This window comes from Deinococcus metalli, assembly GCF_014201805.1.
Taxonomy (GTDB): domain Bacteria; phylum Deinococcota; class Deinococci; order Deinococcales; family Deinococcaceae; genus Deinococcus; species Deinococcus metalli.
In genome coordinates this window covers 12239-37517 of sequence record NZ_JACHFK010000007.1, presented here as the reverse complement: position 1 = coordinate 37517, position 25279 = coordinate 12239, and the positions used below count along the sequence as shown (strand labels likewise).

Sequence of the window (25279 nt, the reverse complement as noted above, 5' to 3'; positions counted from 1 at the left end):
GCCGGTTGGGGGTGAATCAGATTATTCTTCGCTGCTGTCGCGGTTCTCGCGGGTGGTACCGTCGGCCGGCGTGCCGCTGCGGTCTGTCAGGCCCTCGGGGTTGATCAGGGCGGGCACCCCGGTGGTGTTGCCGTTGACCACGGCAGGCACCACGACGGCGACGTCCTCGTCACGGCGCACCGTTTCGCCGCCCACGGGGGAGTTCACGAGATTCCCCGACTCCTGTTCGACCTCCTCGACGCTCTTGCCGAGGGGTTCGCTGCCGTAGCGGTTCGAGTTGTCGGTCATGGGTGCAGTGTGGGGGCCACGGCCGGACCGTGGGTGAGGGCGGCTTAAGGGCCCTTCACGCCGCCAGCCGGCGGGCCGGAGCTCCTCATGGCGAGTCGCTATGCTGGGCGCAGCCCATGACGACACGGCACGCAGGGAAGGGAGTGACATGACGGAGCGGACGGCGAGTGGACGGGCGCAGGGTGCCCTGAAAGCCATCGGAATGGACGAAACGCCGGTCAGTGTGCTGGAGCGCGACGACGCGCTGTTCGTGCTGACGGCCAGGACGCTGGTGTACCAGGACGGCGGGGGCACGCGCCGCGTGACGCTGCGGGACCTGACGCGTATTCACAGTGACGAGCAGGGCGTGCTGCGGGTGGAAACTCCGGCGGGCACGGCCCTGACGGCGAGCCTGCTGGGCTTCGACGTGGCGCAGGTGCAGGCGTTCTTCGCGCAGGTGCGCGACACGACCGCCCGCGCCAAGGAGCAGCCGGCCGCGCCGCTGCCCACGCCGGGCGGCCTCAAGACCTTCGGCGCGCCCCCGGCAGCGGCGGACACCGCGCCGGCGGGCAGTCCGCCCCAGCCGGCCCCGGTCCGCCCCGCGGCGGAACCGCCCCCCCTTTCCCCGGCCCGCACGGCACCGGCGCTGGGCACGCCGCCCGCGACCCCGGACGCCCCGGCTCCAGCTCCGGCCGCCGTCTCCCCCGCCCCGGCGCCGGTGCGGACGGCCCCGCCGGAAACGGCCACGCCGCCCGCGCCCGCCGCGACCCGACCGGTGGCCGAGGCGCCCGCGGCACGGCCCGTGGTGATCTCGTCGTCGGCGTTCACGCCCAGCGCGGCGCGCACGCCGACCCTCATCACCGAGCCGCCGCGCGCCCCGGAGCGGCCCGCCCCGGCCGTGCCCACGCCCGTCCAGCCGGCACCCACCCCGGCGACGCCGGCCGCACAGACCCCGGTGCCGGTCACGCTGCCCGCGCCGCGGCTGGACGAGCTGGCGCGGCAGGCCGACGCCGTCGAGGGCCTGACGGGCCGCCTGCGCTTCCTGGGCGGCGTGCTGTTCGTGGGCGCGCTGGCGCTGGCCGTGGTGCAGTTCCTGTCCGGTGCGCGGCTGGACGGCCTGTGGACGCTGCTGTCGGGCGGCGTGGGCACCATCGCGCTGCTGGCGCTGGCGGACATGGCGCGGCTGCTGGTGCTGAGTGCGCGCGCCCGGCGAAGCGCCGACGGGTCCGATGACCGCTGAGGACGCGCGCGCGCTGCTGGTCCAGGCCGTCTCCATTCCGTCACTGTCCGGGCACGAGGGCGAGGTCGCGGCCTTCCTGCGGGACTGGATGACCGAGCACGGCTTTCAGGCCCACGTGGACGACGCGGGCAATGCGGTCGGCGAGCGCGGCACCGGGCCGCTGACGGTGGCGCTGCTGGGCCACATGGACACCGTGCCGGGCGAGATCCCGGTACGCGTGGACGAGCACGGCGTGCTGCACGGACGCGGCAGCGTGGACGCCAAGGGGCCGCTGTGCGCCTTCATGGCGGCGGTGGCCGCCCTGCCGCCGGACGCGCTGGAGCGCGCACGCTTCGTGGTGATCGGCGCGACCGAGGAGGAAGCGCCCAGCAGCCGCGGCGCGCGGCACGTGATGCACACCCTGAGCCCCGACATGGTGCTGATCGGCGAGCCGAGCGGCTGGGAGGGTCTGACGCTGGGCTACAAGGGGCGTCTGGTGGCGCGGGTGAGTGTGGAGCGCGGCAACTTCCACACCGCCGGCGAGGGCCACAGCGCCGCCGACGACCTGACCGAGGCGTGGTTCCGCGTGCGCGCGTGGGCCGGGCGCACCGCCGAGGAGGGCGGCATCTTCGACGCGGTGCAGGCGACCATCCAGGACCTCCAGGCCGTGAACGACGGCGTGACCCAGCGGGCCAGCGGCACCTTCGGCCTTCGGCTGCCGCCACGCATCGCGCCCGGCGAGGCCGAGGAGACGGTGCTGGAGCTGCTGCGCGACCTGCTGGACGTGCGGGTGACCTTCACCGGGCACGAGTCGGCGGTGCGGCACCCGAAGGACAACGCGCTGACCCGCGCGATGCGCGTGGCGATCCGCGCGCAGGGCGGCACGCCGGTGTTCAAGGTCAAGACCGGCACCAGCGACATGAACGTCGTGGCCGAGCTGTGGCCGGCGCCTACCGTGGCGTACGGGCCGGGCGACTCGGCGCTCGACCACACGCCAGACGAGCGCGTGGATCTGGCCGAGTACGACCGCGCGGTGGCGGTGCTGACGGCCGCCCTGACCCGCGTGGCCGCCGGGGCTCCCTGAACGCCGCGCCCCGGGGAGAGCCGTGGACCCTGTCACACTGATCCTGATCCTGTTCGTGGCCGCTCTGGTGCTGTTCGCGACCGAGTGGCTGCCGGTGGACGTCACGGCCCTGTGCCTGCTGTCGGCGCTGCTGGTGTTCGGACTGATCACGCCCAAGCAGGCCTTCGCGGGCTTCGGCAGCGACACGGTGATCACGCTGGCGTCGCTGTTCATCCTCACGCGGGTGATCCTGCGCGCCGGGGTGATCGAGTGGGTGGGCGCCGCCCTGGCGCGGCGGGCACGCAGCGCGACCATCATGCTGCGCGCCATGCTGGGCACGGTGGCCGGCGTGAGCGCGTTCACCAGCAACACCGCCACCACCGCCGTGTTCCTGCCGGTCGTGGCCGGTCTGGCCCGCCGTGCGGGCATGCCGCCCAGCCGCGTGCTGATGCCGCTGGCCTTCGCCAGCATCCTGGGCGGCACGATCACGGTGATCGGCACGAGTACGAACATCGTCGTGTCGGGCGCGCTGCCCGCAGCGGGCGAGCGGGGCCTGGGCTTTTTCGAGCTGGCGTGGGTGGGCGTGCCCACGGCGCTGGTGGGCCTGCTGTACCTGTTTTTCATCGCGCCGCGGCTGCTGCCGGCGCGGGACGGAGCGATGGAAGCCTCGCTGCGCGCGTACCTTGCGGACCTGACGGTCGCGCCGGGCAGTCCGCTGGCGGGGCACACCCTCGCGGAGACGGGCCTGGGGCGCGACCACGGCCTCACGGTCGTGGCAGTCCGGCGGGGCGAGACCACCACGTATGCGCCGGGCGCGGCCTTCCGCCTGCACGAGGGCGACACGCTGGCCGTCGAGGGCCCCACCGAGCGCATCCTGGCGGGCAAGAGCACGCTGGGTGTGGTCAGCCGCAGCGAGCTGAAACTCCAGCCCACGCCGGAGGACGGCGACGTGCGGCTGGTGGAGGCGGTGGTGATGCCCGGCTCGCCGCTGCTGGGCCGCACGCTCAAGGAAGTGCGCTTCCGGGAGCGCTACGGCGCGTCCGTGCTGGCGCTGCACCGCCGGCAGCGCGACATTGAGCGGCTGGGGCGGCTGCGCATCCAGGTGGGGGACGTGCTGCTGGTGCAGGGCGGGTCGGCCCGCCTGGACTCGCTGGGCGACCACCTCGTCGTGATGGGCGACGTGACCGAGCACCAGCGCGACCTGCGCCGCGCGCCGGTGGCGCTGCTGCTGTTCGCGGGCGCCGTGGTGCTGGGCGGCCTGGGCGTGGTGCCGCTGGCCGTGGCCGTCCTGATCGCGGTCGCCCTGAGTCTGGCGCTGCGCCTGATCTCGCCGGAGGAGGCCTACGGCGCCGTGGAGTGGCCGGTGATCGTGCTGGTGGCGTGCATGCTCGCCTTCGGCGGCGCCTTCGAGAGCAGCGGCGCGGCGAAGGTGCTGACGGGCACGCTGTCGGGCGTGCTGGAACCGCTGGGGCCGTACGGCCTGCTGGGTGCCCTGTTCGTGGTCACGGTGGCCCTCACGCAGCCCATGAGCAACCAGGCGGCGGCGCTGGTGATGCTGCCGCTGGCGATCGGCACGGCCAAGGCGCTGGGGTACGATCCCCGGCCCTTCGTGATCGGCATCACGGTGGCGGCCAGCAACTCGTTCATCACGCCGCTGGAGCCGTCGTGCATGCTGGTCTACGGTCCCGGCCGCTACACCTTCCTGGATTTCGTGCGGGTGGGCGCAGGTCTGACGCTGGTGACCTTCGTGGTGGCGATGCTGGTCATTCCGCGCGTGTGGCCGTTCTGAGCACGAACTTCGGCCACGTTCCCCGTGGGAGTGCGGTCGGAGTACGCTCGGGTATGGGCATCGTGACCAGATCGGAGCAGCCTGTGGAGCAGCTGGCGGGCCGGACGTTGCAGTGGCTCGCCCATGCCGACAGCGGCGCACAGGCGACCGCTCTCCTGGAGAACGTCATCGAACCGGGCGGCTTCATCCCGCTCCACGTCCACGCGGTCGAGGAACTGCTGGTCTGCGTGGAGGGCAGCGGACACGTTCAGCTCGGCGGCGCGGTCCTGCCGTTCCGGAGTGGGGACACGGCCATCGTCCCGGCGGGAGCGGTGCATGGGGTCGTGAATCCCGGACCGTCGCCGCTGCGGATGCTGGGCTTCTTTCCGGAGGCGCGGCCAGTGGCCGAGTGGGTGTGACGGCTGCACTCTGCCGCGCCCGAGTGGTACGAACGTCCTGCATGCCTCCGGGCAGCGGGCGCGGACATGTCCTGCTTTGGGGCAATCCGTCCAGGCTCAGTGCGCCTGGAGCCACTTGAGCAGGTCCGGCAGGGCCAGCGGCGGGCAGATGGCGTAGCCCTGCGCGGCGTCGCAGCCCAGGTCGGCCAGCACCTCGAGCTGCTCGCTGGTCTCGACGCCCACCGCGACGACCTTCAGGCCCAGACGGTGCGCGAGATCGGTGGCGCCCTGCACCAGGGCCAGCGAGCGCCGGTCGTCGGGCAGGCGGGCGGTCAGGGTGGGGTGAAGCTTCACGGCGCTCAGGGGAAAGCGCGTCAGGGCCGACAGGCTGCTCGCGCCGTCGCCGAAGTCGTCCACGCTGAGCTGCGCGCCCAGCGTGCGCAGCTGCTCCAGCAGTCCCAGGGTGTCCTGACTGTGGTCGAGCAGGCTGCCGGCGGCCACCTCGATGTCCGGCGCGCCGTGCTCGTGCAGCAGGGCCTGCACGCCGTGCAGACCGGCGCTGCGGCGCAGTTCCTCCAGGCCCAGGTTCACGCTGACCTGCCACGCGCTGAAGCGTTCGGGCAGCGCGGTCCGGATGGTCTGCCGGCCGCTCAGGGCGTGCTCGATCACCCACGCGCTGATCTGCGTGATCAGGTCGCTGTGCCCCGCCAGCGGCAGGAACTGGCTGGGGGGCAGCACGCCCAGCGCCGGGTGGTTCCAGCGCAGCAGCGCCTCGGCGCCCAGCGCGCCGCCGGACTTCAGGTCCGTGACCGGCTGGTACAGCATGGTGAACTGCCCGCCCGCCACCGCGCCGCGCAGGGCGTCCTCGAGTTCGAAGGCGCGGGCGACCTGGGCGCGCATGCCCGGATCGTAGGCGCGCACCTGCGCGCGGCCCTGGCGTTTGGCGTGCTGCATGGCGATCTCGGCGTCGCCCAGTGCGGCGTCCGGGGTCACGGCGCCGCGCGGCGTCACCAGGCCCAGCGCGTAGGTCAGGGGCACGTCGCGCTGCCCGGCCCGCAGCGGCGCGCGCAGGGTCTCCTGCACGGCCTGCGTGGCGGCGGCGGCGTCCAGGCCGGGGAACGTCACCACGAAGGTGTCGTCGGTGAGGCGCGCGGCGTGGCCCCCGTGGGCCTCGGCCACGTCGTGCAGCCGGGCGGCGGCCTGGATCAGCAGGCGGTCGCAGGCGGTGCGGCCCAGCGCGGCGTTCAGGCTGCCGAAGCCGTCGATGTCCAGGCACGCCACGGTGCTGCGCGCGCTGGTCTGGGCGGTCATGGCCTCGCGCAGGCCCACGCGGTTCAGCAGGCCGGTCAGGGCGTCGTGGCGGGCGTTGTGGCGGACCTTCGCCTGGGCACGGCGCAGCGCGGTCAGGTCACGCAGGGTCAGCAGGACGCTGCCCGCGTCGGTGTCCAGGGTCGCGGCGCGCACCTCCATGTGGCGCAGGCCGCCGTCCGGCAGCGCGAGCAGCAGTTCGCGCTTCAGGGGCAGGCGCAGGTCGCGCCATTCCGGCAGGGTCAGCGGATCGCCCTCGGTGGTGAAGGTGCGCACGCCCAGTTCGCCCAGCACGCGCGTGAGGCCCAGGCCCACCAGGCGCGAGGCCTCGACGCCCAGCAGCTGCGCGGCCCGCTCGCTCACGATCTGCGCGCGGCCCGCGGCGTCGATCAGGACCGTGGCGTCCTCGGACTGCGCGAGCACCTGACCGATCATGCCGGACGGCACCTGACCGTCGCGGCGGGCGCTGAGGCCCTCGGCGACCAGCAGGCCGGGCTCGGAACTGCGGCGCACCGACAGCGGCAACCTCTCCCCGCTGGCCAGGGCCACGTCGGCCCGCGCCGAGCCGCCGCTCGCGGCGAGCTTCACGAGGTCGCGCACGGCCTCGGACGGCAGGTCCGCAAAGCACGGCCACGCCCACAGCGGCGCGCCCGGCGCGGCCGACGCCGAGGGCGGGCACAGTTCGATCAGACCCTGGCTGGCATTCAGCACGATACCGGTGTCGGTCAGCAGGGCTGCGGGCGAGTCCGTGTCGAGCAGCGCCGCGATCCGCGCGGAGCGGTCGTACTCGCCCGTCACGTCCTGCAGGGTCAGCATGACGCCGGCCGACGCGCCGCCGAAGTACGAGCGGGCCTCGCCGCGCGCCCACAGCACCGTGCCCGCCCGTTCGAAGCGCTCGTCGGTCAGGCGGACCGAGCGGCCGGCAGCGGCCTGCGCGAGACCCGCGAGCAGCCCCGGCCGGTCCGGGAACACCTGCGACAGCGAGCGGCCCACGAGCTGAGCGTCGGTCAGGCCGAACAGTTCCAGGAAGGGCCGGCTGACGCGGCGGAACGTGAGGTCCACGCTGAGCCACGCGGTCGCCACCGGCAACTGCGTCACCAGCACCTCCGCCTCGCGGTTGGCGCCGTCCACGCGGGCGGCGGCGAGCAGCATGGTGAGCACCTGCACGGCCGTGACCGGCACCTGCCCGTCCTCGCTCCACAGCAGGCCCAGCAGCGCGCCGTCGCGGGTCAGCCACGTCATCTCGCCGCGCTCGAACCAGTCGTCCGGCGGCACCAGGTCCGCGCCCACCACGTTGGACGTGGCGTCCGCCCGCACCCGCAAGACCTCCTCTCCGATGGAGGCGAGGAGGGTCGCCTGGGGCGCGTGCACGCGCAGCAGGTCACTCAGGGCAGATTGCAGGGCGGTGGTCGATGTAGGAACTGGCATCACGCGGAAGCACCTCGGGGAAAGCGGACCCCCAGGACGTCTGGGGGCTGTGTCTTGGTGGGCATGGTGTCAGGCCAACTCTTACGCACTTCATGCAGCGCCCTCATCCAAAAAACGCTGACCCAGTGATCAGAAACCGTAAGATGTCGGTTCCGCCGTGCCACACGGGACCCGGCGCCCGGTGCCCGGCGCGCGTCCCCCCCGGCGCCCCCCACGGGATGCGAACTACCTCACAGCCGCGGTCACGGCCGCGGCGTGATCACCTGCGTGTGCGCCAGCACGGCAGCGCCTGCACCGTCCAGCATGTACACCTGCACGGTCAGCGCGTCCGGCGTGACGTCCAGCACCATGAATCCGGGCTTCCCGTAGGCCTCGAAGGCCGCCGCCCGCGTGCCCCCGCCCGGCGACGACGGCTTGCCGGCCGCGCCCGACACCGCCGTCCACGTGCCCGGGCACTCCGGCTGCGGACCGAAGACCTCCAGCGCGTGGTCGTGGCCCGAGAGCAGCAGGTCGGCGCGGCCACACGCCAGCGTGTACAGCTGCCGCACGCCGTCCCCACGCTGGAACGACAGGCCCAGGCCGTCGTACTGGCCGGCGTCGCCGTGCGCGGAATTGCTGAACAGCGGGTGGTGGCCCAGCACCAGCTTCCAGCGGGCGTGGCTGGCCGCCAGCGCGCCCGTCAGCCACGCCCGCTGCGCGACGTCCCACGCGCCGCCCTGACGCTCGTCCGCCCGCCGGGGCGGCAGGTACGCCGCCAGCGGCGAGGTGTCCACCGCGAAGAATTCCGCCAGCGTGCCCACCGGCGCGCGGTACGTCCGGGCCGGCATCACCCACTGCGGATTGACTTTCGCGTACGCGACCTGCACGTCCGCCCCGCGCGAATCCGCGCCGTCCCCGCCGAACAGCCACGACTCGTCGTGGTTGCCGGGCACCACCAGGAAGGGGACCTTCAGCGGCCCGTACGGCACCTCGAAACGGTCGCGGAACAGCGTGGAGTCCAGGGATTTCGGTCCGGCCGGGTAGAAGTTGTCGCCCAGCGCCACGCCCAGGTCGCAGCCCTGAGCCGCGCAGACCTCGCGCATTGCCGCCGCCACGCGCCACTGCACATCGGTGCCCGTGCCCTGGTCGCCCATGACGACCACGCGCAGGTGCGCCGTGTCTGCCGCGAAGGGCAGGGCCGCCACGGTGTCGGGCAGCGTCCGGGCGGGAAACACGGCCGGCGCGCACGCGGCCAGCAGCAGGGGCAACGCAACCAGGAAGCGCATGATGCCCCCACCCTACCCCCGACGCCGCGGCGACAGCGGCCCACACCCGCGCTCCGATCTCTTACACTCCTCTCATCGCACGCCGGAGGTTTCCGCATGAACGAGTACCTGAACGTGATCCGCAACAACTACGCCAACTTTCAGGGCCGCGCCCGCCGCCGCGAATTCTGGATGTTCACGCTGATCAACACGGTGATCCTGGTGCTGCTCCAGATCCCGGTACAGGGCGCGGTGCTGGCCATGGCCGCCCAGCAGGACAGCGAGAACGCTGGTCTGGGCGCGATGACCGGGGTGACGCTCATCTTCGGAGTGCTGCTGCTGATCTACAGCCTGGCCGTGCTGGTGCCCAGCCTCGCCGTCAGCGTGCGCCGGCTCCACGACACCGGCAAGAGCGGGTGGTGGTACCTGATCACCTTCGTGCCCTTTATCGGCAGCCTGGTGCTGCTCGTGCTGATGGTGCTCGACAGCGAGCCCGGCAGCAACAAGTGGGGCCCGAGCCCCAAGGGCACCGCTCAGGCCGGGGCGGTCAGCGCGAACAACTGGTAACCCGCCGAACTGCCCTGACATGACCGCCCCGGCCTGAGCGTCGGGGCGGCCCTGTTCGCTCTACCCTGTGCCCATGCTCCCCGCTCCCTGGCACCTCGCACAGGTCAACATCGGCCGCATCGCCGCGCCGCTGGACAGTGACACCATGCACGGCTTCACCTCCCGGCTGGACGAGATCAATGCCCTGGCGGACGGCTGGCCGGGCTTCGTGTGGCGACTTCAGGGCGAGGAGGACAGCGCGACGGACCTGCGCCCCTTCGAGGACGACACGCTCCTGGTGAACATGTCCGTGTGGGAAAGTCTGGACGCCCTGCGCGACTACGTGTACCGCAGCGACCACGTGGCGGTGCTGCGCGAGCGCCGGCAGTACTTCCTGCCCATGAAAGAGGCGTTCACGGCGCTGTGGTGGGTGCCGGCCGGGCACCTGCCGACCACGGACGAGGCGTGGCAACGGCTGCTGCACCTGCGAGAGCATGGTCCCACGGCGCACGCGTTCACGTTCAGGCAGCCGTTCGGGCCACTCACGCCGGAATGAGGCCCTGGACGTCGTGCCGGAACACCCCGGTTTCCAGGTAGTGGCGCAGTTTGGTGACCGAATTCGGCACGTAGCGTGGCAGCAGGGCCCGGAGTTCGGCGGTCGTGTTCTCCAGCAGGTCGTTCAGCAGCACGAGGGCGCGGCCCGCCACCACCGCCTCGTAGTCGGCCTGGGCGAAGGTGGGCAGGCGGGTGGCCGACGCGTAACCCTCCAGCAGCTCGGCCTCCAGTTCCTCCTTGGGGCGCAGGTAATACGCACTAATCGCCAGGTCCTGCATGGGGACGCCCACGCCGCTGTCGTCGAAATCGAAGACCGAGAGCCGGCCCCGGGACCACTTGAGGTTCCAGTTGTGCAGGTCGGCATGCAGCACCCGGGGCGTGTCCTGCGCGTAGACGCGGCCCAGCGCGGCCTCGACCCGGGCCAGGGCGGCCGACACGACCTCGCGGCGTTCCGGGGTCAGCAGTTCGTGCTCCCGCTCCAGGCGATTGGGCGAGTCCATCAGCGGGGCGCGCAGGCTGCTCAGGGACGTGCCGGCAGGCAGCGTCCAGCGGCGCGCGTGGGCGTGCAGGGTCGCGGCCGCGCGGCCGACCTCGCGCATCTGGTCAGGGGTGGCCTGCGCGCCCAGATTCGGGCCGGGGAGCCACGAGAACACCGCGACCGGCAGCGCCCGGTCCAGCGCCGGAGACCACAGCTCCCGCATCAGGTGGCCGTCCCGCGTGGGCTGCGGCACCGGCACGCACAGGTCGGTATCCTCGGCCAGGGCGGCCAGCCACGCCATCTCGGCCCCGATCTGCTGAGGGCTGCGGCGGGAATTGACGTTGATTCGCAGCGCGTAGGACGGCCCTTCCTCGGTGTCCACCCGGAAAGTCGTGTTGAAGCCGTGGTTCAGCAGCCGCAGCCGGCGCACCGTGAAGGGGTACGCGCGCAGGGCCTCCAGCGCGCTGGGCCGCAGCCGGGCGACCTGGGCACGCTGCGTCAGGGCGGCGAAGGACATGACCCGAGCATAGGTCGGGCGCCAGACCGGGACATGCGCCAATCGGCAGGTTGCCCCGTCCCCACTGCACCCGCTATCCTGCGGCCATGAAGCGACCCGCCCATCACTCCGGTCTGGTGATGCGGCGCGTGCGCTGGCAACGAATGCCTGATGTGTCCGGTCTGGTCACGCGAACTCTGAGCGCCTGAGAACCCCCGTCAGCGGTTTTCAGGCGCTTCGCTGGGTTTGCGGCCAGACCGGGTCATTCATGTTCACACCGAGGTACACATGCACGTCATCCTTCCCGACGGAAAACAACTGGATTTGCCCCAGGGCGCCACGGCCCTGGACGCCGCGCGGGCCATCGGCCCCCGCCTCGCTCAGGACGCGCTGGCCGCCACGGTGGGCGGCGAGCTGACCGATCTGATGACGCCGCTGCCCGACGGCGCGCAGATCTCGCTGATCACCAAGAAGAACCCGGGCGACGCCGCGCCGCTGTTCCGGCACTCGCTGGGGCACGCGCTGTCGCAGGCGGTGGGCGAGTTCTACCGCGCCAGGGGCTACCCCGCCGAGGCCGTCAAGCGCGGCGTCGGCCCGGCCATCGACAACGGCTTCTACCAGGACTTCGACCTGCCTGAACCCCTGAAGGAAGAGGACCTGCCCGAGATCGAGGCGCTGATGCGCGACATCATCGGGCGCGGCCTGGACATCCAGCGCCAGGACGTGGGCAAGGCCGCCGCCCTGGCGCAGTTCGGCTACGACCCGTACAAGGTCGAGCTGATCTCGGCGCTGCCCGACGACGAGCCGGTCACGTTCTACACGCAGGGCGACTACGTGGACCTGTGCCGGGGGCCGCACTTCCCGAACACGGGCCGGCTGCCCACCAGCTTCAAGCTGATGAGCACGTCCGGCGCGTACTGGCGCGGCAACGAGAAGAACCCCATTCTCCAGCGGGTGTACGGCGTGGCCTTCGCGACGCAGAAGGAACTCGACGGCTACCTGCACGCCCTGGAGGAAGCCAAGCGGCGCGACCACCGCAAGCTGGGCCGCGAACTGGAGCTGTTCACCATCGATCCGCTGGTGGGCAAGGGCCTGCCGCTGTGGCTGCCAAACGGCACGGTGCTGCGCGAGGAACTGACCGCCTTCCTGAAAGAGCAGCAGTTCCGGCGCGGCTACCAGGGCGTGATCACGCCGAACATCGGGAACCTCGACCTGTACCGCACCAGCGGGCACTACCCGTACTACTCCGAGTCTCAGTTCAACCCGATCGAGGTGGACGAGGAACAGTACATGCTCAAGCCCATGAACTGCCCGCACCACGTGCGCATCTACGGCAGCAAGCCGCGCTCGTACCGCGACCTGCCGGTGCGGCTGGCCGAGTTCGGCACGGTGTACCGCTACGAGCAGTCGGGTGAACTGAACGGCCTGACGCGCGTGCGGGGCTTCACGCAGGACGACGCGCACATCTTCTGCCGCCCGGACCAGCTGAAAAAGGAATTCCTGGACGTCCTCGACCTGACAGTGCTGGTGCTGGGCACCTTCGGTATGACGGACGTGCGCTTCCGGGTGGGCGTGCGCGAGCCGGGCAGCGACAAGTATGTCGGTGACGAGGCGAACTGGACGCTGGCCGAGCAGCAGATCATCGAGGCAGTCGAGGAGGTCGGCCTGCCGTACACGGTCGAGCCCGGCGACGCCGCGTTCTACGGCCCCAAGCTGGACTTCGTGGTCAAGGACGTGCTGGGCCGCGAGTGGCAGCTCGGCACCATCCAGGTGGACTACAACCTGCCCGAGCGCTTCGACATCAGCTACGTCGGCGAGGACGGCCAGGACCACCGCCCGGTCATGATCCACCGCGCGCCCTTCGGCTCCGTCGAGCGCTTCACGGGCATCCTGATCGAGCACTACGGCGGGGATTTCCCGCTGTGGCTGGCGCCCCGGCAGGTCATGGTCATCCCGATCGCCGACCGGCACAACGCCTACGCCGAGGCACTGCGGGAGGAACTGCACGCCGCAGGCCTGCGCGCCGAGGTGGACGATTCCTCCAACCGCATGCAGGCCAAGGTCCGCACCGCCGAACTGGGCAAGATCCCGGTCATGCTGATCGTGGGCGATCAGGAACAGGAGGCCCGGCAGGTCAGCGTCCGCGAACGCGGTTCCGAGGGGCACAGGGAGCGCAAGGGCGTGGCCTTCGACGACCTGAAGGCCGAGCTGCTGGAGCGGTACAAGAGCCGGGCGTAAGGCACTCAAGCACGCCGCCCCCGCTTGACTGGGGGCGGCGTGCTCGTTGGGTTACCGGAACAGCTTCAGCCGCGCTTCGATCAGCGTGGCGGCGCCGGGCACAGCGGTCGTGGCGGCGTGGACGCGGGCGAGTTCGGCGGCGTCCGCGGAGTTCTTCAGCTTCACGCCGTTCAGGTACACGGTCGGGGTGCCCTGAACGCCCACGGCGATCCCGGCCTTGATCTGCGCGTCGATGCTGCTCTTATACGTGTGCGCGTTCAGGCAGGCCGTGAAGGCGGCGGTGTCGAGGCCGGCGGCCTGCGCGTAGGTGGTAAACGGCGCGGTGACGTCCTTCGGGTCTAGCGGCGTCCAGGCGTCGTAGGCGGTGAACAGGGCGTCCGCGTAGGGCCAGAACCTGCCCTGAGCGCCGGCGCACTCGCTGGCCTCGGCGGCGGCCGCGGCGTTGCGGTGCATGCCCAGTGGGAACTGGTAGTGGTAGGTGCGGTAGGCGTCCGGCGCGGCCTCCCAGCTCCGGCCGGAGCGGTCCCACATCTGGCGGCAGTACGGGCACTGGAAGTCGCTGAAGATCCGCAGGGTGTCGGGGGCGGCCGCGCTGCCGGTCACGTTCTTCGTGCCGGGGAACGCACTGTCCGGCCAGACCTTCACGGCCACGTAGGCCGCGTACCGGGTCTTCGGGCCGTCGCCGCTGGACTTCATGGCGATGAGGTCGGTCGCGCCGTCGTCGGTCGTGTCCACGAAGCCGTCCTTCGCGGCGGCGAGCACCCGGGGCGCCGCGAGGTTCGCCTGAAGCGTCGCCAGGTCGGCCTCCGCGAGCCCCCAGCCTGCGCCGATGCCGCGCGCCAGGTCAGCCAGGCTGCCCGCCTCGGTGTAAACGCCCACGACCACGCCGCCCGCCACGTCCAGCCGCACGGTCGAGCCGCCGCGCGTGAATACGGCGCCAGTCGGAGCCGGGCCGGCCGGCGTGTAGCCCTTCAGGATCGCCTGTCCGGCGGTGGCCTGCGGCGTCTGCCACAGCTGCGCGTGGGCGCTCGCGGTGCTCAGGAGAACGGGAACGAGAACTCGGAAGGGGCGCTTCACCCGCAGAGTCTACGGGGCGGCCGCACGCTTAAGGCGGCGCGAGCACCGTCTTCAGCACATCCGGGCGGTCCGTGAAGATGCCGTCCACGCCCATGGCCACCAGGCGGCGCATCTCGGCTGCGTCGTTGATCGTCCAGACCTGCACCGCCACACCGCGCGCGTGCATGGCGCGCACGAAGCCCGGCGTGACCACCGTGATGCCGCCGGCGCGCACCGGCACCTGCGCGGCGCGGCCCGGCAGCGGGGCCAGCCGCGACAGGCCCACCTTGCCCAGCAGCACCAGCGGGCGCAGTTCCGACTCGGTCATGCTGGTCATGACCTCCGGACACGCGGCGCGGAACTCGCGCATGGCCTGGTCGCTGAAGCTGGCGACGATCACGCGCGGCGTCACGCCCGCGTCCCGCAGGGCCGTGCAGAAGGGCGCGGCGACGCTGGGCTGCGCCTCCTTGATCTCGATGGTCAGGGGGCGGTCCGGGAACGCGGCGAGCACTTCACTGAGCTGGCCCACGCGCACGCCCTGGCCGCGGAAGGGGAAGGTCTGGCCGCCGTCCACGCTCAGGGCGTAGCCGGCGTCGGCCCTGAGCACCTCCGCCAGCGTCATGGCGGTGATCCTGCCGCGCGTGTCGGTCAGGCGGTCCAGGGTGTCGTCGTGCGACAGCACCAGCGCGCCGTCCGTGGTCACGTGCATGTCCATGTCGAGCATGTCCACGCCCAGCGCGGCGGCGTTCCGGAACGCGGTCATGGTGTTGCTGGGCCACAGTGCTTCCCCGCCCTGGTGCGCGATGTTCCACGTGCGGCCGGTGACGAAGGGGTTTGCGGGCGACGCGCTGCGGCACGAGGTGAGCGCCCCCAGCAGGGCGGCGCCGCCGAGCACGGCTGTCCAGAAGGAGCGCATGCCCCCACTGTACGCGCCGCTCCACAACGGCATGCGGCCCACACCGTCGCCGGCTGGGCCGCCGAACAAAATCCCCGGTCAGCCGGCGCGGTCGGCCGGTTCGGTCGCCGGGGGCGTGACGGCCTGGGGCGTCACGGCGGCCGGGGTGACGGCCGCGGGCTGCACGGTGGGCACGTGGATGGTCTGCACGGGGGCCGCGCCGGGCGGGGTGGGCGCGTCGCGCAGGCTGCCCTCCAGCTCCTCCTTGAGGCCCTGGGTGCTGCGGCGGAATTCGCGCAGGCCGGCGCCCAGCGACTTGCCGAGTTCCGGCAGCTTGCGCGGCCCGAAGACGATCAGGGCGACGATCAGGATCATGATCAGTTCGGGGGCACCGATGTTGGGCATATGGACTCCTTGGGGGAAAAGCGGCGGGGCCGGGCGGGCCGACGAATACCCCGAGTCTACGGCGGGCGGTTAAGCGGAGGTTGAAAGGGAGCTGACGAAGCCGCCCCCCCGCGCCGCCTACCCGGACGGATCGAGGGCCGGGCTGCGGTACGCGCGCAGGGTGCCGTTCATGAAGGCCACGTACAGCGTGCCGTCGGCCGCGAGCGGCGTGGCCTGCACGCCGGTCCGCTCGCGCCACAGCCAGCGCGGCGCGCCCGTCCGGACGTCCAGCGCCGCCAGCTCTCCGGCCTCCGAGGCGAGGAACACCAGGCCCGCGCTGATCACAGGGCTGGCGGTCACGCGGCCCTCCAGGGTGTGCGACCACACGTCCTCGCCGTCCGCGAGCCGCAGGGCATGCACCGTGCCGCCCCACCCGGCCAGGATCGCCAGGCCGTCCCCCCCCTCCCCGCGCGTGAGGGCCGGGGCGGCCCAGACCTCGTCCTCCAGGTCGTAGGTCCACAGGTTCGGTTCGGAGCCGCGCAGCACCGCCCGGCCGCGGTCGAGGCCCAGCGCCAGCGCGTGCACCTCGCCCTCCCACGTGGCGACGACCAGGGTGGCCTCGCCGCTGGCGGTGGGCAGCAGGGCGGGCGTGCCGTGCACGGTGCCGACCTCCACGCGCCACAGCGGCCGGCCGTCCTCGGCGTCCAGGGCGTGCAGCCAGCCGTTCTCGTCGCACAGCAGCGCCGCGCCGCCCCACACCAGCGGGCTCGCTGCGACCGGACCGCCCGTGCGGTACGCCCACGCAAGTTCGCCGGTCAGGGCGTTCAGGGCGTGCAGGTGGCCGTCGCGGCTGCTGGCCAGCACCCGGCCGCGCCACAGCGTGGGCGCGCCGGTCAGCTCCGCGCGCGCGTGGTGGCGCCACAGTTCCGCGCCGGTGTGCAGGTTCACGCGCCGCAGCGTGCCGTCCCACGCGCCGAACAGGATGTGGCCGCCGTGGAAGGTGGCGGGCGCCGTGACCTCGTCCTTGGCGGCGAATGTGGCAAAAGGTCGGCCCGACGCGTGCGTGAGCACCAGCTGACCGCCGCGCGTGCCCACCGCGACCAGGTCGCCCTCGCCCACCACGGCCGCCGGCCACGTGACCTCCCCGGGCAGCGGCACGCTCCAGACCTCGCGCAGGCCGCTCACGCGGGCCGGGCCGTCCGGGTGCTCGCCGGTGCGCGCGCGGCCGCCGCGGTACTGACCGCGCGCGTGGTTCGTCCAGATGTCGCGCCGGGCCAGCGCCCACAGGTGCGCCAGCGCCTCGCCGCTCTCCGGACGGTCCTCCGGGCGTTTGGCCAGCAGCGCCAGCAGCACGCGGGCCACGGCGTCCGGCACCGCCGGGTTCAGGTCACGGGGGTCCGGCACGCGCTCGTAGACGTGCTGGTACATCACGCTCTGATCGCTGTCGCCTACAAAGGGGGGCACACCGCACGCCACGCGGTACAGCACCGCGCCCAGGGCGTACAGGTCGCTGCGCGGCCCCACCCCCACGCCGCGCGCCTGCTCGGGCGCCATGTACGCGGGCGTGCCCAGCGTCACGCCGCTCCTCGTGAGATGCCGGGTGTGGTCGGTCAGCGCGACCAGGCCGAAATCCATGATGCGCGGCAGCCCGGCGTCGTCCAGCAGCACGTTGCCCGGCGTCAGGTCGCGGTGCGTGATGCCCTGCGCGTGGACGAACTGCAGCGCCCGCGACGCGAAGGCGGCCGCCGTCAGGTAGCGCGCCAGCGGCATCGGCGCGTCTTCCAGCGGCCCCAGCGCCGTGACCGGGCCGCCGGTCATCAGCGGCATGGTGAAAAAGGGCCGCCCGCTGTCCGGCTCGGCGCCCAGGTCCAGTACCGGGACGATGCCGGGGTGTGTCAGGCGGGCCAGGGTCCGCACCTCGCGCAGGAAGCGTTCGCGGTCGCTGTCCGGCACGTGCGCGTGCTGGAGCTTGACCGCCACCTCGCGGCCGATCACGGTGTCGTGCGCCCGGAACACGCGGGCGCTGCCGCCCTCGCCCAGCAGGGCCTGCAGGTCGTACCGCCCGGCGAGCTGGGAGCCCACGTCCAGAGGCATAGGTCCGGAGTCTAGCGCCGCGCCCGGTCCTCCCCGGCCGCGACCTCCGCGTGCAGGCGCCCCGGCGTGAGCGGTTCGCTCAGCAGGCGCCGGAACGCGCCGTCGCCGCCCACCTCCAGGAAGTCGCCCACCAGCTCCTGACCGGCCGAGTACGTGAAGGTGTACGCGCGGAACGTGGGGTTCGAGATGAAGCGCAGCGACTGCCGGGCGCGCTCGGGCGTGAGCAGGTTGTATGTCTGGAGGAAGTCCAGCACCTCGGCCTCGGGGCGGCCCTCCGCGTGCAGCATCAGCGCGGCGCTGGCGTTCACGGCACGCAGGTGCTCCACCGCGCGGGCCGCGTCCAGGTAGGCGCCGACCTCCGCGGCGTCCAGGCCGGCCTGCGCGGCGAGGTCGCCGGTCAGCCACCCGCGCACCTCGTCCCCGGTCATCACGGCGCCCAGGGCGTTCATGGCGATGCCCTCGGACACCGCGCACTCGGGCGTGTTCAGCAGTTGCAGGCTGTGCTCACGCCACCCCAGGTCCCGCACCAGGCGCGCTTCCTTGCTGGCGTGCTCGGTGTGGTGGCCGGGGTAACCCTCATGCGCCATCAGGTCCGGGAGGTTCGTGAGCAGCACCGGCAGGTCCGTGTTGATGTCGATGCGGCTTTTCAGGTTGCCCAGCGGCCAGTTGTACCCGCTCCACGGCCGGTCGTTCACCAGCCCGATGGTGAACTCCTCGCCGTCCGGCAGGCCCAGGCGCGCCCGCGTCCGCGCCCGCAGTTCGGCCAGGATGGGCTGTGCCAGGTCCAGGATGCGCTCACGCGGCACGACCACCCGCTCGCGCAGGGCCTCCAGGCGCGCGGGCAGCGGCCCGGAGCCGGGCAGGTGCGCCTCCACACGGGCCAGCGCGGCGTCCAGTTCCTCCTGGGTCATCCCGACCGGCTCGATGTCGAACAGGCCGCGCACCTCGTCGCGGTACGGCCGGGACTCGCCGCACAGCCGGTCCAGCGTGACCAGCATGGCGCGCACCTGGGCCTCCAGGAAGGCGCGGCGCTCGGAAGGTTCCACGGCCTGCACGTCGTCCAGCAGCCGCCGCGCCCGTTCCCGCAGCTCGGCAGGCGGCGTGGGCGTGCGGTCGGCCCACCCGGGCGGGCCGCCGTAGCCGTCCACGAAGCCCTCCTCGTGCGCGTCGATGGCGTGGGCCAGGCGGACATAGGCCTCGGCGGGATCCGGATGCGTCATCCGGGCAGGATAGACGGCGGCGCCCGCCGTGTCAGTCCCGCACGAACACCAGCTGGTCCAGCGTTCCGTCCGGCCGAACGGGCGGCAGGCCCGCCACGGCCGCCTGACGTAGCCGCGCGAGCGCCGCGCTGAAGGCCGGGCCCTCGCCGTACATGTCGGCCGCGCCGTCGGTCAGGAGCAGGTTCAGGCCCGCGCGGCCGTCCTCGCTCGCCGCGCGCAGCGTCCAGCCGGCGCCCTCGGGGTGGGCGCTCACCCGCACGCCCGGTGGAAACGCCGCGAGGCGCACCTGATGCTCAAAGGTCTGGAAGTCCATGCCGGCATTGTGCCGCGTGACCGCCGCCGAAGAACCTGAGCGCGCATCCCATCCCCGCCCGGCCGCCCCCGTATCCTTGGGCGCGTGACCCTGTTCGACCCGCCCGCTCCCCTGGCCGAACGCCTGCGCCCACGCAGCGTGGCGGAGGTCGTGGGGCAGTCGCACCTGCTGGGGCCGGGCCGACCCCTCACGCGGGTGCTCCAGAGCGGGCGGCTGGGCTCGCTGATCCTGTGGGGACCGCCCGGCGTGGGCAAGACCACCCTGGCGCGGCTGCTGGCCGGCGAGGTCGGCGCGCACTTCATCGCGCTGTCGGCCGTGAGTGCCGGCGTGAAGGACGTGCGCGAGGCGGTCGCGGAGGCCGAGCGCCTGCGGGGCCGGGGCCAGAAGACGATCCTGTTTCTGGACGAGATCCACCGCTTCAACAAGGCGCAGCAGGATGCGCTGCTGCCACACGTGGAGTCCGGCCTGCTGACCCTGATCGGCGCGACCACCGAGAACCCCAGCTTCGAGGTGAACCCGGCCCTGAGGAGCCGCGCCCGCACGCTGGTGTTGCAGGCCCTGACCCACGAGGAGGTGCGGGCGCTGCTGGACCGCGCCCTGACCGACGAGCGCGGACTGCCCGGTGTGAGCGCACAGGAGGACGCGCTGGAGCTGCTCGCGCGGCTCTCGGAGGGCGACGCCCGCCGCGCCCTGAGCACCCTGGAGGTCGCCAGCACCCTGGCGAACCCGGTCACGCCGGAGGCGGTGACGGAGGCCTTCGGCAAACACCTGCCGGCCATGGACAAGAACGGCGAGGACTTCTACAACCTCATCTCCGCGCTGCACAAGAGCGTGCGCGGCAGCCACGTGGACGGCGCGCTGTACTGGCTGGCACGCATGGTCGAGGGCGGCGCCGATCCCCTGTACGTGGCCCGCCGCGTGGTCCGCATGGCAGCCGAGGACATCGGCCTGGCCGACCCGCAGGCGCTGCGGCTGTGCATCGCCGCGCGCGACACCGTGGAGTTCCTCGGCAGCCCCGAGGGCGACCTGGCTCTGGCGCAGGCGGTCGTGTACCTCGCGCTGGCCCCCAAGAGCAACTCGGTGTACGTGGCGTGGAAAAACGCCCTGAATGCCGTGCGGGACGGCGAGATGCTGCCGGTGCCCCTGCACCTGCGCAACGCCCCCACGGCGCTGATGCGCCAGCAGGGCTACGGCACCGGCTACGCGTACTACTTCGACGACCCCGAGGGCAGCTTCGCGCAGGCCTACCTGCCGGACGGCGCACAGCTCGGCCTGTACGCCCCGACCGGCGAGGGCTGGGAGGCGAAGGTCGCGGAACGCTGGCGCAAACTGCGGGACGCCCACGGCGAGGGCGGCGCCGCGGCCCCGGACTGAAACGAGCGCCCGCGCACAGCCGGCGGGGCTCTCAGCGTGGCCACCACCCGGGCGGCAGGGCGGCACTCAGATGAACAGCGGGGCGTCCGGGTCGTCCGGCAGAGGGCGGCCTTTGCGGGCGAGCAGGGCCGCGGCCGTGCCGATCCCGATGATCGCGCCGACGGCGATCACCACCAGCGCCCACGTGAGGCGCTCGTGCGTTTGACCATGGGTGTCGTCCGGAACCATGCCCGCAGCATAACAGCCCTCCGGGCGACGGGCGGCCCCCCCGGCGGCACATGAAGCGCTCGTCAAGTGGGGGGCGCCGGGCGCTCATATGCGTTCCGGCAAAGCCGACCCCACTTCTAGAATGACCGGGTGATCATTTCCGGGCTGCCGTGGTCGGTTGTGCTGGGCGCCGGCGTGCTGCTCGTCGCGGGGCTGACGCTGGGCCCTGCGGTGTGGCCGCGCCCACACGTGCCGACCGTGACACGCACAGCCCTGCCGGCGATCACGGCGACCGCCGCCGAGCCGGCGACGTACCCGACCACCCGCAGCATCACCCCGCTGATCTCCGGGAGGGTGAACCTGAACACAGCCAGCGAGGAACAGCTCGAGGCGCTGCCGAAGGTCGGCCCGAGCCTGGCGCGGAAGATCATCGCGGGCCGCCCGTACCGCTCGCTGGCCGACCTCGACCGTGTGAAGGGCGTGGGGGCCACGACCATGAAACTCCTGACGCCGCTGGTCACGTACTGATGCTCCCCGCGTCCGGCGCCCCGCCGCGGGCCAGCGGCCGGGTGGCGTGGCCCGTGATCGCGGTGCTGGGCGTGATCGGCGGCGTCCAGCTCGACCTGGGCGTGTGGTGGGGCGCGCTGAGCGTGCTGGGCGGCGCGTTGCTGGCCATGTGGGATGCCCGGCCGGCCCTGGCCCTGCTGGCGCTGGCGGGCGCGGCGGCGGGGTTCGGGTCGGCGCACGTGGTCACGTCGCGGCCCGATCCGCTGCGCCCGTGGCTGGGCGCGCAGGTCACGCTGGACGGCCAGTGGGACGGTCAGTTCCTGACCCTCAGCGACCCCCGGGCACGGGTGGCCGTCGCGCCCAGGCCGCTGGCCCGCCCCGGCCACATCCGCGTCAGCGGGCGGCTGATCGCCCCGGAGGGCCGGCGCACGCCCGGCGGTTTTGATCAGGCCGCGTGGCTGCGCGCCCAGGGCGGCGTGTTCCTGCCCACACCCACGGCCGTGCTGGTCGGGGCGCGCCTGCGCCAGAGCGGCCGCGAGGGCGGCGTGCGCGGGTGGTTCCGCCAGGGCCTGACCGCCGGGCTCGGGCCGCGCGAGGCCGCGCTGATGCAGGCCGTCGAGCTGGGCGACCGCAGCGACATCGGCCGCGAGGACTTCGCGGAGGGGTACGCCGTGCGGGACGCCTTTAACCGCGCCGGGCTCGCGCACCTGATGGCGCTGTCGGGGCAGAACGTCGCGCTGATCACCGGGGTGCTGGTCTGGCTGCTGGCGTGGCGGGGCGCGCCGCCCGGGTGGCGCTACGGCCTGCCCGCCGCGCTGCTGCTCGGGTACCTGTGGCTGGTCGGGCTGTCGCCCAGCATCACCCGCGCGGTGATCATGGGCTTTGTGGTGCTGATCGCCCTGGCGGTCGGGCGCGGCCGGGTCGATCCCACCGGACTGACCGCGCTGGCGGCCCTGGTGTGCGTGCTGCTGTTCCCGCTGTGGCTGCTGGACATCGGCTTCCAGCTGTCGTTCCTGGCGGTGCTGGCGCTGACCCTGGCCGGGCGCGCCGCCGACCGCCTGCCGGCCACGTGGCCCCACGGGCTGCGCGCCGCCCTGAGCGCGACGGTGCTGGCGGAACTCGCCACGCTGCCGGTCATCGCGGGCACCTTCGGGCAGTTGCCGCTGGTGGGCCTGCCCGCCAACCTGCTCGCCGCGCCGATCATGGCAGTGCTGGTGCCCGCCGGTTTCGTGGCCGGACTGCTGGGGCCGGCCGCCGCACCGCTGAACCTGCTGAACGGCGTGCTGGCCGACGCGCTGCTGTGGGTCGCGCGCACCGCCGGGCAGTTCCCGGTGCTGCCGTGGGGCACCGTCTCCCCTGCCGGCATGATCGCGTACGCGGTCAGTGCCCTGGCCGGCGTGCTGTGGCTGCTGGGCCGCGTCCGGCTGCCGGCCGTGCTGGGCACCGTGCTCGTGTGTGCCCTGATGACCGCGCTGCCGGCCCGGCTGCACCCGCCGCGCGACATCGTCTTTCTGGACGTCGGGCAGGGCGACGGCACACTGATCCGCGTGCCGGGTCTGACCATTCTGGTCGATGCTGGCGGCTCGGTGGGCTCGGACTACGACGTGGGCGGCAAGGCGGTCGTGCCCGCCCTGCGCGCCCTGGGCGTGCGGACGCTGGACGTGGCGGTTGCCACCCACGCCGATACCGACCATATCGAGGGCCTCGCCAGCGTCCTGCGCGCCGTGCCGGTCGGGGAACTGTGGATCGGGCAGCGCAAGGTGGGCGACCCCGTGCTGGACGCGGTGCTCGCCGCCGCCCGCGAACGCCGCGTTCCGGTGCGCGAGGTTCGGCGTGGCGACCGCGTCAGCGCCAGCGACGCCACCCTGACCGTCCTGTGGCCGCCGGGGAATGTGTGGAGCACGGCCGACAACGACAACTCCGTGGCCATCAAGCTGGAGTCGCGCGGCTGGAGCACCGCCATCCTGGGCGACCTGCCGGACCCCGCCGAGGACATGATCGGTCTGGGCCACCTCGACCTGCTCAAGACCGCGCACCACGGCAGCCGCTTCAGCACAGGCGCCGCCTTTCTCGTGCAGACGACCCCGAAAGACGCCGTGATCAGCGTGGGGCGCAACACCTACGGACACCCCAACCCGGACGTCCTGAACCGGCTGGCCGCCGCCGGCGTGAAGGTGTGGCGCACCGATCAGATGGGCACGATCACGTGGCCGATTCCGTGAGGCGCGGGAGGAAGCTGGCTGAACAGGAGGTCCTCGCACAGGCCCACCAGACGCTGAATCTGATCGTGGAGCGAAAAGGCGCGTCCCTGTCCAGGCTGCGCCACGAACTGCTGCGCCTGCGCGCTGTCGTGAGGCGCCTGCCGACACGCATCCGCTGGCTGGACGACGTCGAGCCGCAACCGGCAGATGACACCCTCCGCGGAACCATCGGCCCCCAGTGGCCCGAACTCGGCTTCTATGACGGGGATACGCACCACCCGGACATCACCGAGTCCACGGAAAGCGTCGGGGACGCTATCGACGACCTGGTCGACATCGCTGGAGACATTCAGAAGGCGCTGCTCCTGAGGGCATCCACTGGGGCGATCACGTCGATCACCTCGTCCGGCACCTGACCGTGCGGCTCGCGGATCAGGACTGAAGGTCGATCCTTCTCCCCGTCCGCGCCGATTCGTACAGCGCGTCCAGCACGCGCATCTGGGCCACGGCGTCGTCGGGCGGGTAGAGGGGCGGCACCACGCCCTGCGCGGCCTGCTGGAAGTGCGTGGCCATCAGCGTGTAGGCGTCGGCGGCCGGGCACGATTCCTCGCGCGGGCCGTCCGCGGTGCGGATCGTCAGGGTGACCGGCTCCCCGTCGGGCGGGCTGGACACGCGGCCAGCGTCCAGCGTGCCGCGCGTGCCGATGATCGTCAGACGCTGCGTGTCGGGACTGCCCCAGTCGAAGCCGCAGTCGAGCGTGACGAGCGCGCCCGCGTACTCCAGCGTGCCGCTCAGGCCCAGGTCCACGCCGCCGGGTGTCCAGCGGGCCTGGGCGGTCGCCGCGTGCGGTTCACCCAGCAGCAGGCGGGTGGTGTTCACGCAGTACGTGCCCACGTCGTACAGCGCCCCGCCGCCCTTCGTGGCGTCCCAGCGGATATCGCCCGCGTTCTGCAGGCTGAAGCCGTAGGCACTGCGAACCACGCGCACCTCGCCCAGTTCCCCCGACCGCACGATCTCACGGACCCGCAGCAGGAACGGATGGAACCGCGGCGCGAAGGCCTCCATGGCCGCCTTGCCGGTCTGGGCCGCCACGGCCGCGATCTCCCGGGCCTGGGCGGCGTCCAGGGTGTAGGGCTTCTCGGTCAGGACGTGCTTGCCGGCGCGCAGCGCGGCCACCGTCCAGGGCAGGTGCAGGTCGTTCGGCAGCGGGATGTACACGGCGTCCACGTCACTGTCCAGCACGTCCTGGTAGCCGCCCACCACGGGCACGCCCCACCTGTCCGAGAACGCCTGCGCGTGTGCGGACGCGGCGTCCCGCGCGCCGACCGCCACGACTTCACCGCCCGCGGCGCGGAAGGCGGGAACGAGACGGTTCGCGATCCGGGCCGCGCCCAGGATGCCCCAGCGGAAGGTGGTCATGCCGCACAGGGTAGGGCATCCGGTCACGGCGCCGGACGCCGGCGCTCCATCAGCCGCCAGCCGACCAGCAGCATGACGGCGCCCCACGCCAGGAAGCCCACGTCGTAGGCGACCTGATGCGGGCCGGGGCGGACGTGGTGCAGCCCCAGCAGGTGATGGTCGATCACGCCCTCAACGACGTTGAACAGCCCCCAGCCGAACAGCAGCGTCCCGACCAGCGCCGAGGTGCGCCACGTGACCGGCCGGCCGACACGGGTGCCGCTCCACACCGAGAAGATGCCGAGCACCGTGCACGTGGCCGCCGCCGCATGAAACAGGCCGTCCCACAGGGTGTTGAGCTGAAGGGAGCGCACGGTGTCCGGGGGGTGGTCGCTGCTGAGCAGGTGGTGCCACTGCAGGATCTGGTGCAGCACGATACCGTCGAACAGTCCGCCCAGGCCCACGCCCAGCAGCACCCCGCCCCGCACCCAGCGCCGCCGCGCGGCCGCGACCGCTTCCGTCATGGCTCCTCCTGCCCCGTGCTCCATGATCCTCACCGCGTCGGCGGCGCGATCCACACGCACATGAACGCCCGGTGACCCGAAACGGGCACGGCCCCCGG

24 protein-coding genes are annotated in these 25279 nt (G+C 72.7%); 11 read left to right on the top strand and 13 right to left on the bottom strand.

Annotation, left to right across the window (positions count from 1 at the left end):
• Positions 1–21: 21 nt before the first annotated feature.
• Positions 22–288 (bottom strand): hypothetical protein, encoded by a 267-nt coding sequence (locus HNQ07_RS14070; protein ID WP_184112852.1) that lies wholly within the window; start codon positions 286–288, stop codon positions 22–24.
• Between the two features lie 148 nt (positions 289–436).
• Between HNQ07_RS14070 and HNQ07_RS14065 the strand changes: the two genes are divergently transcribed.
• The 4 genes from HNQ07_RS14065 to HNQ07_RS14050 all read left to right on the top strand — a co-directional run bounded on the left by HNQ07_RS14065 (position 437) and on the right by HNQ07_RS14050 (position 4736).
• A complete protein-coding gene (locus HNQ07_RS14065; protein WP_184112850.1) occupies positions 437–1507 on the top strand; it encodes a hypothetical protein in 1071 nt (356 codons plus the stop codon).
• A complete protein-coding gene (locus HNQ07_RS14060) occupies positions 1497–2570 on the top strand; it encodes a [LysW]-lysine hydrolase (RefSeq protein WP_184112848.1) in 1074 nt (357 codons plus the stop codon). Before HNQ07_RS14065 ends, HNQ07_RS14060 begins: the two co-directional genes overlap by 11 nt.
• Positions 2571–2592: 22 nt before the next feature.
• On the top strand, positions 2593–4338 hold the full coding sequence (locus HNQ07_RS14055) for an SLC13 family permease (protein WP_184112846.1): 1746 nt from the start codon (positions 2593–2595) through the stop codon (positions 4336–4338).
• 62 nt (positions 4339–4400) lie between these two features.
• Entirely contained in the window at positions 4401–4736 is a 336-nt protein-coding gene (locus HNQ07_RS14050) for a cupin domain-containing protein (RefSeq protein ID WP_184112844.1), read from the top strand.
• A gap of 96 nt (positions 4737–4832) precedes the next feature.
• Here HNQ07_RS14050 and HNQ07_RS14045 read toward each other — a convergent pair whose 3' ends face one another.
• Positions 4833–7451 (bottom strand): EAL domain-containing protein, encoded by a 2619-nt coding sequence (locus HNQ07_RS14045; RefSeq protein WP_184113266.1) that lies wholly within the window; start codon positions 7449–7451, stop codon positions 4833–4835.
• Positions 7452–7693: 242 nt separating this feature from the next.
• Entirely contained in the window at positions 7694–8716 is a 1023-nt protein-coding gene (locus HNQ07_RS14040; protein WP_184112842.1) for a metallophosphoesterase, read from the bottom strand.
• 96 nt (positions 8717–8812) lie between these two features.
• Here HNQ07_RS14040 and HNQ07_RS14035 point away from each other — a divergent pair, with 96 nt between their 5' ends.
• On the top strand, positions 8813–9262 hold the full coding sequence (locus HNQ07_RS14035) for a DUF805 domain-containing protein (protein ID WP_184112840.1): 450 nt from the start codon (positions 8813–8815) through the stop codon (positions 9260–9262).
• A gap of 73 nt (positions 9263–9335) precedes the next feature.
• Complete coding sequence (locus HNQ07_RS14030; protein ID WP_184112838.1) at positions 9336–9797, top strand: DUF3291 domain-containing protein; 462 nt, start codon at positions 9336–9338, stop codon at positions 9795–9797.
• On the opposite strand, the gene HNQ07_RS14025 is transcribed toward HNQ07_RS14030, so the two are convergent.
• Positions 9784–10791: a phosphotransferase enzyme family protein gene (locus HNQ07_RS14025; protein ID WP_184112836.1), complete on the bottom strand. Its 1008-nt coding sequence runs from the start codon at positions 10789–10791 to the stop codon at positions 9784–9786. The genes HNQ07_RS14030 and HNQ07_RS14025 overlap by 14 nt on opposite strands.
• Before the next feature lie 267 nt (positions 10792–11058).
• Here HNQ07_RS14025 and thrS point away from each other — a divergent pair, with 267 nt between their 5' ends.
• Positions 11059–13008 (top strand): threonine--tRNA ligase, encoded by a 1950-nt coding sequence (gene thrS / locus HNQ07_RS14020; RefSeq protein ID WP_184112834.1) that lies wholly within the window; start codon positions 11059–11061, stop codon positions 13006–13008.
• 51 nt (positions 13009–13059) lie between these two features.
• On the opposite strand, the gene HNQ07_RS14015 is transcribed toward thrS, so the two are convergent.
• The 6 genes from HNQ07_RS14015 to HNQ07_RS13990 all read right to left on the bottom strand — a co-directional run bounded on the left by HNQ07_RS14015 (position 13060) and on the right by HNQ07_RS13990 (position 18970).
• Positions 13060–14085 (bottom strand): DsbA family protein, encoded by a 1026-nt coding sequence (locus HNQ07_RS14015; protein ID WP_184112832.1) that lies wholly within the window; start codon positions 14083–14085, stop codon positions 13060–13062.
• Positions 14086–14113: 28 nt separating this feature from the next.
• On the bottom strand, positions 14114–14980 hold the full coding sequence (locus tag HNQ07_RS14010) for a glycerophosphodiester phosphodiesterase family protein (protein WP_184112830.1): 867 nt from the start codon (positions 14978–14980) through the stop codon (positions 14114–14116).
• Positions 14981–15058: 78 nt separating this feature from the next.
• Positions 15059–15364, bottom strand: a complete 306-nt coding sequence (locus HNQ07_RS14005; RefSeq protein WP_184112828.1) for a twin-arginine translocase TatA/TatE family subunit — start codon at positions 15362–15364, stop codon at positions 15059–15061.
• Between the two features lie 117 nt (positions 15365–15481).
• Complete coding sequence (locus HNQ07_RS14000; protein ID WP_184112826.1) at positions 15482–17437, bottom strand: serine/threonine-protein kinase; 1956 nt, start codon at positions 17435–17437, stop codon at positions 15482–15484.
• Positions 17438–17448: 11 nt separating this feature from the next.
• Entirely contained in the window at positions 17449–18657 is a 1209-nt protein-coding gene (locus HNQ07_RS13995) for a DUF885 domain-containing protein (protein WP_184112823.1), read from the bottom strand.
• Between the two features lie 31 nt (positions 18658–18688).
• Entirely contained in the window at positions 18689–18970 is a 282-nt protein-coding gene (locus tag HNQ07_RS13990; RefSeq protein ID WP_184112821.1) for a hypothetical protein, read from the bottom strand.
• 84 nt (positions 18971–19054) lie between these two features.
• On the opposite strand from HNQ07_RS13990, the gene HNQ07_RS13985 reads away from it, so the two are divergent.
• The gene (locus tag HNQ07_RS13985) at positions 19055–20344 is read left to right on the top strand and encodes a replication-associated recombination protein A (RefSeq protein ID WP_184112819.1); all 1290 of its coding nucleotides are present in this window, start codon (positions 19055–19057) and stop codon (positions 20342–20344) included.
• Positions 20345–20410: 66 nt separating this feature from the next.
• On the opposite strand, the gene HNQ07_RS13980 is transcribed toward HNQ07_RS13985, so the two are convergent.
• Entirely contained in the window at positions 20411–20572 is a 162-nt protein-coding gene (locus tag HNQ07_RS13980) for a hypothetical protein (protein ID WP_184112817.1), read from the bottom strand.
• Positions 20573–20701: 129 nt separating this feature from the next.
• Here HNQ07_RS13980 and HNQ07_RS13975 point away from each other — a divergent pair, with 129 nt between their 5' ends.
• Genes HNQ07_RS13975 through HNQ07_RS13965 form a run of 3 tightly spaced genes read left to right on the top strand, consistent with a single transcriptional unit; the run spans position 20702 to position 23675 of the window.
• Positions 20702–21079: a ComEA family DNA-binding protein gene (locus tag HNQ07_RS13975; RefSeq protein ID WP_229832006.1), complete on the top strand. Its 378-nt coding sequence runs from the start codon at positions 20702–20704 to the stop codon at positions 21077–21079.
• On the top strand, positions 21079–23280 hold the full coding sequence (locus tag HNQ07_RS13970) for a DNA internalization-related competence protein ComEC/Rec2 (protein ID WP_184112815.1): 2202 nt from the start codon (positions 21079–21081) through the stop codon (positions 23278–23280). The genes HNQ07_RS13975 and HNQ07_RS13970 overlap by 1 nt, the downstream gene beginning before the upstream one ends.
• A complete protein-coding gene (locus tag HNQ07_RS13965) occupies positions 23265–23675 on the top strand; it encodes a hypothetical protein (protein WP_184112813.1) in 411 nt (136 codons plus the stop codon). The genes HNQ07_RS13970 and HNQ07_RS13965 overlap by 16 nt, the downstream gene beginning before the upstream one ends.
• Positions 23676–23691: 16 nt before the next feature.
• Here the strand turns inward: HNQ07_RS13965 and HNQ07_RS13960 are convergent, their stop codons facing one another.
• Together HNQ07_RS13960 and HNQ07_RS13955 are read right to left on the bottom strand one after the other, a co-directional pair.
• Entirely contained in the window at positions 23692–24678 is a 987-nt protein-coding gene (locus HNQ07_RS13960; protein WP_184112811.1) for a Gfo/Idh/MocA family protein, read from the bottom strand.
• Between the two features lie 23 nt (positions 24679–24701).
• Complete coding sequence (locus HNQ07_RS13955) at positions 24702–25181, bottom strand: DUF2243 domain-containing protein (protein WP_184112809.1); 480 nt, start codon at positions 25179–25181, stop codon at positions 24702–24704.
• Positions 25182–25279 lie beyond the last annotated feature (98 nt).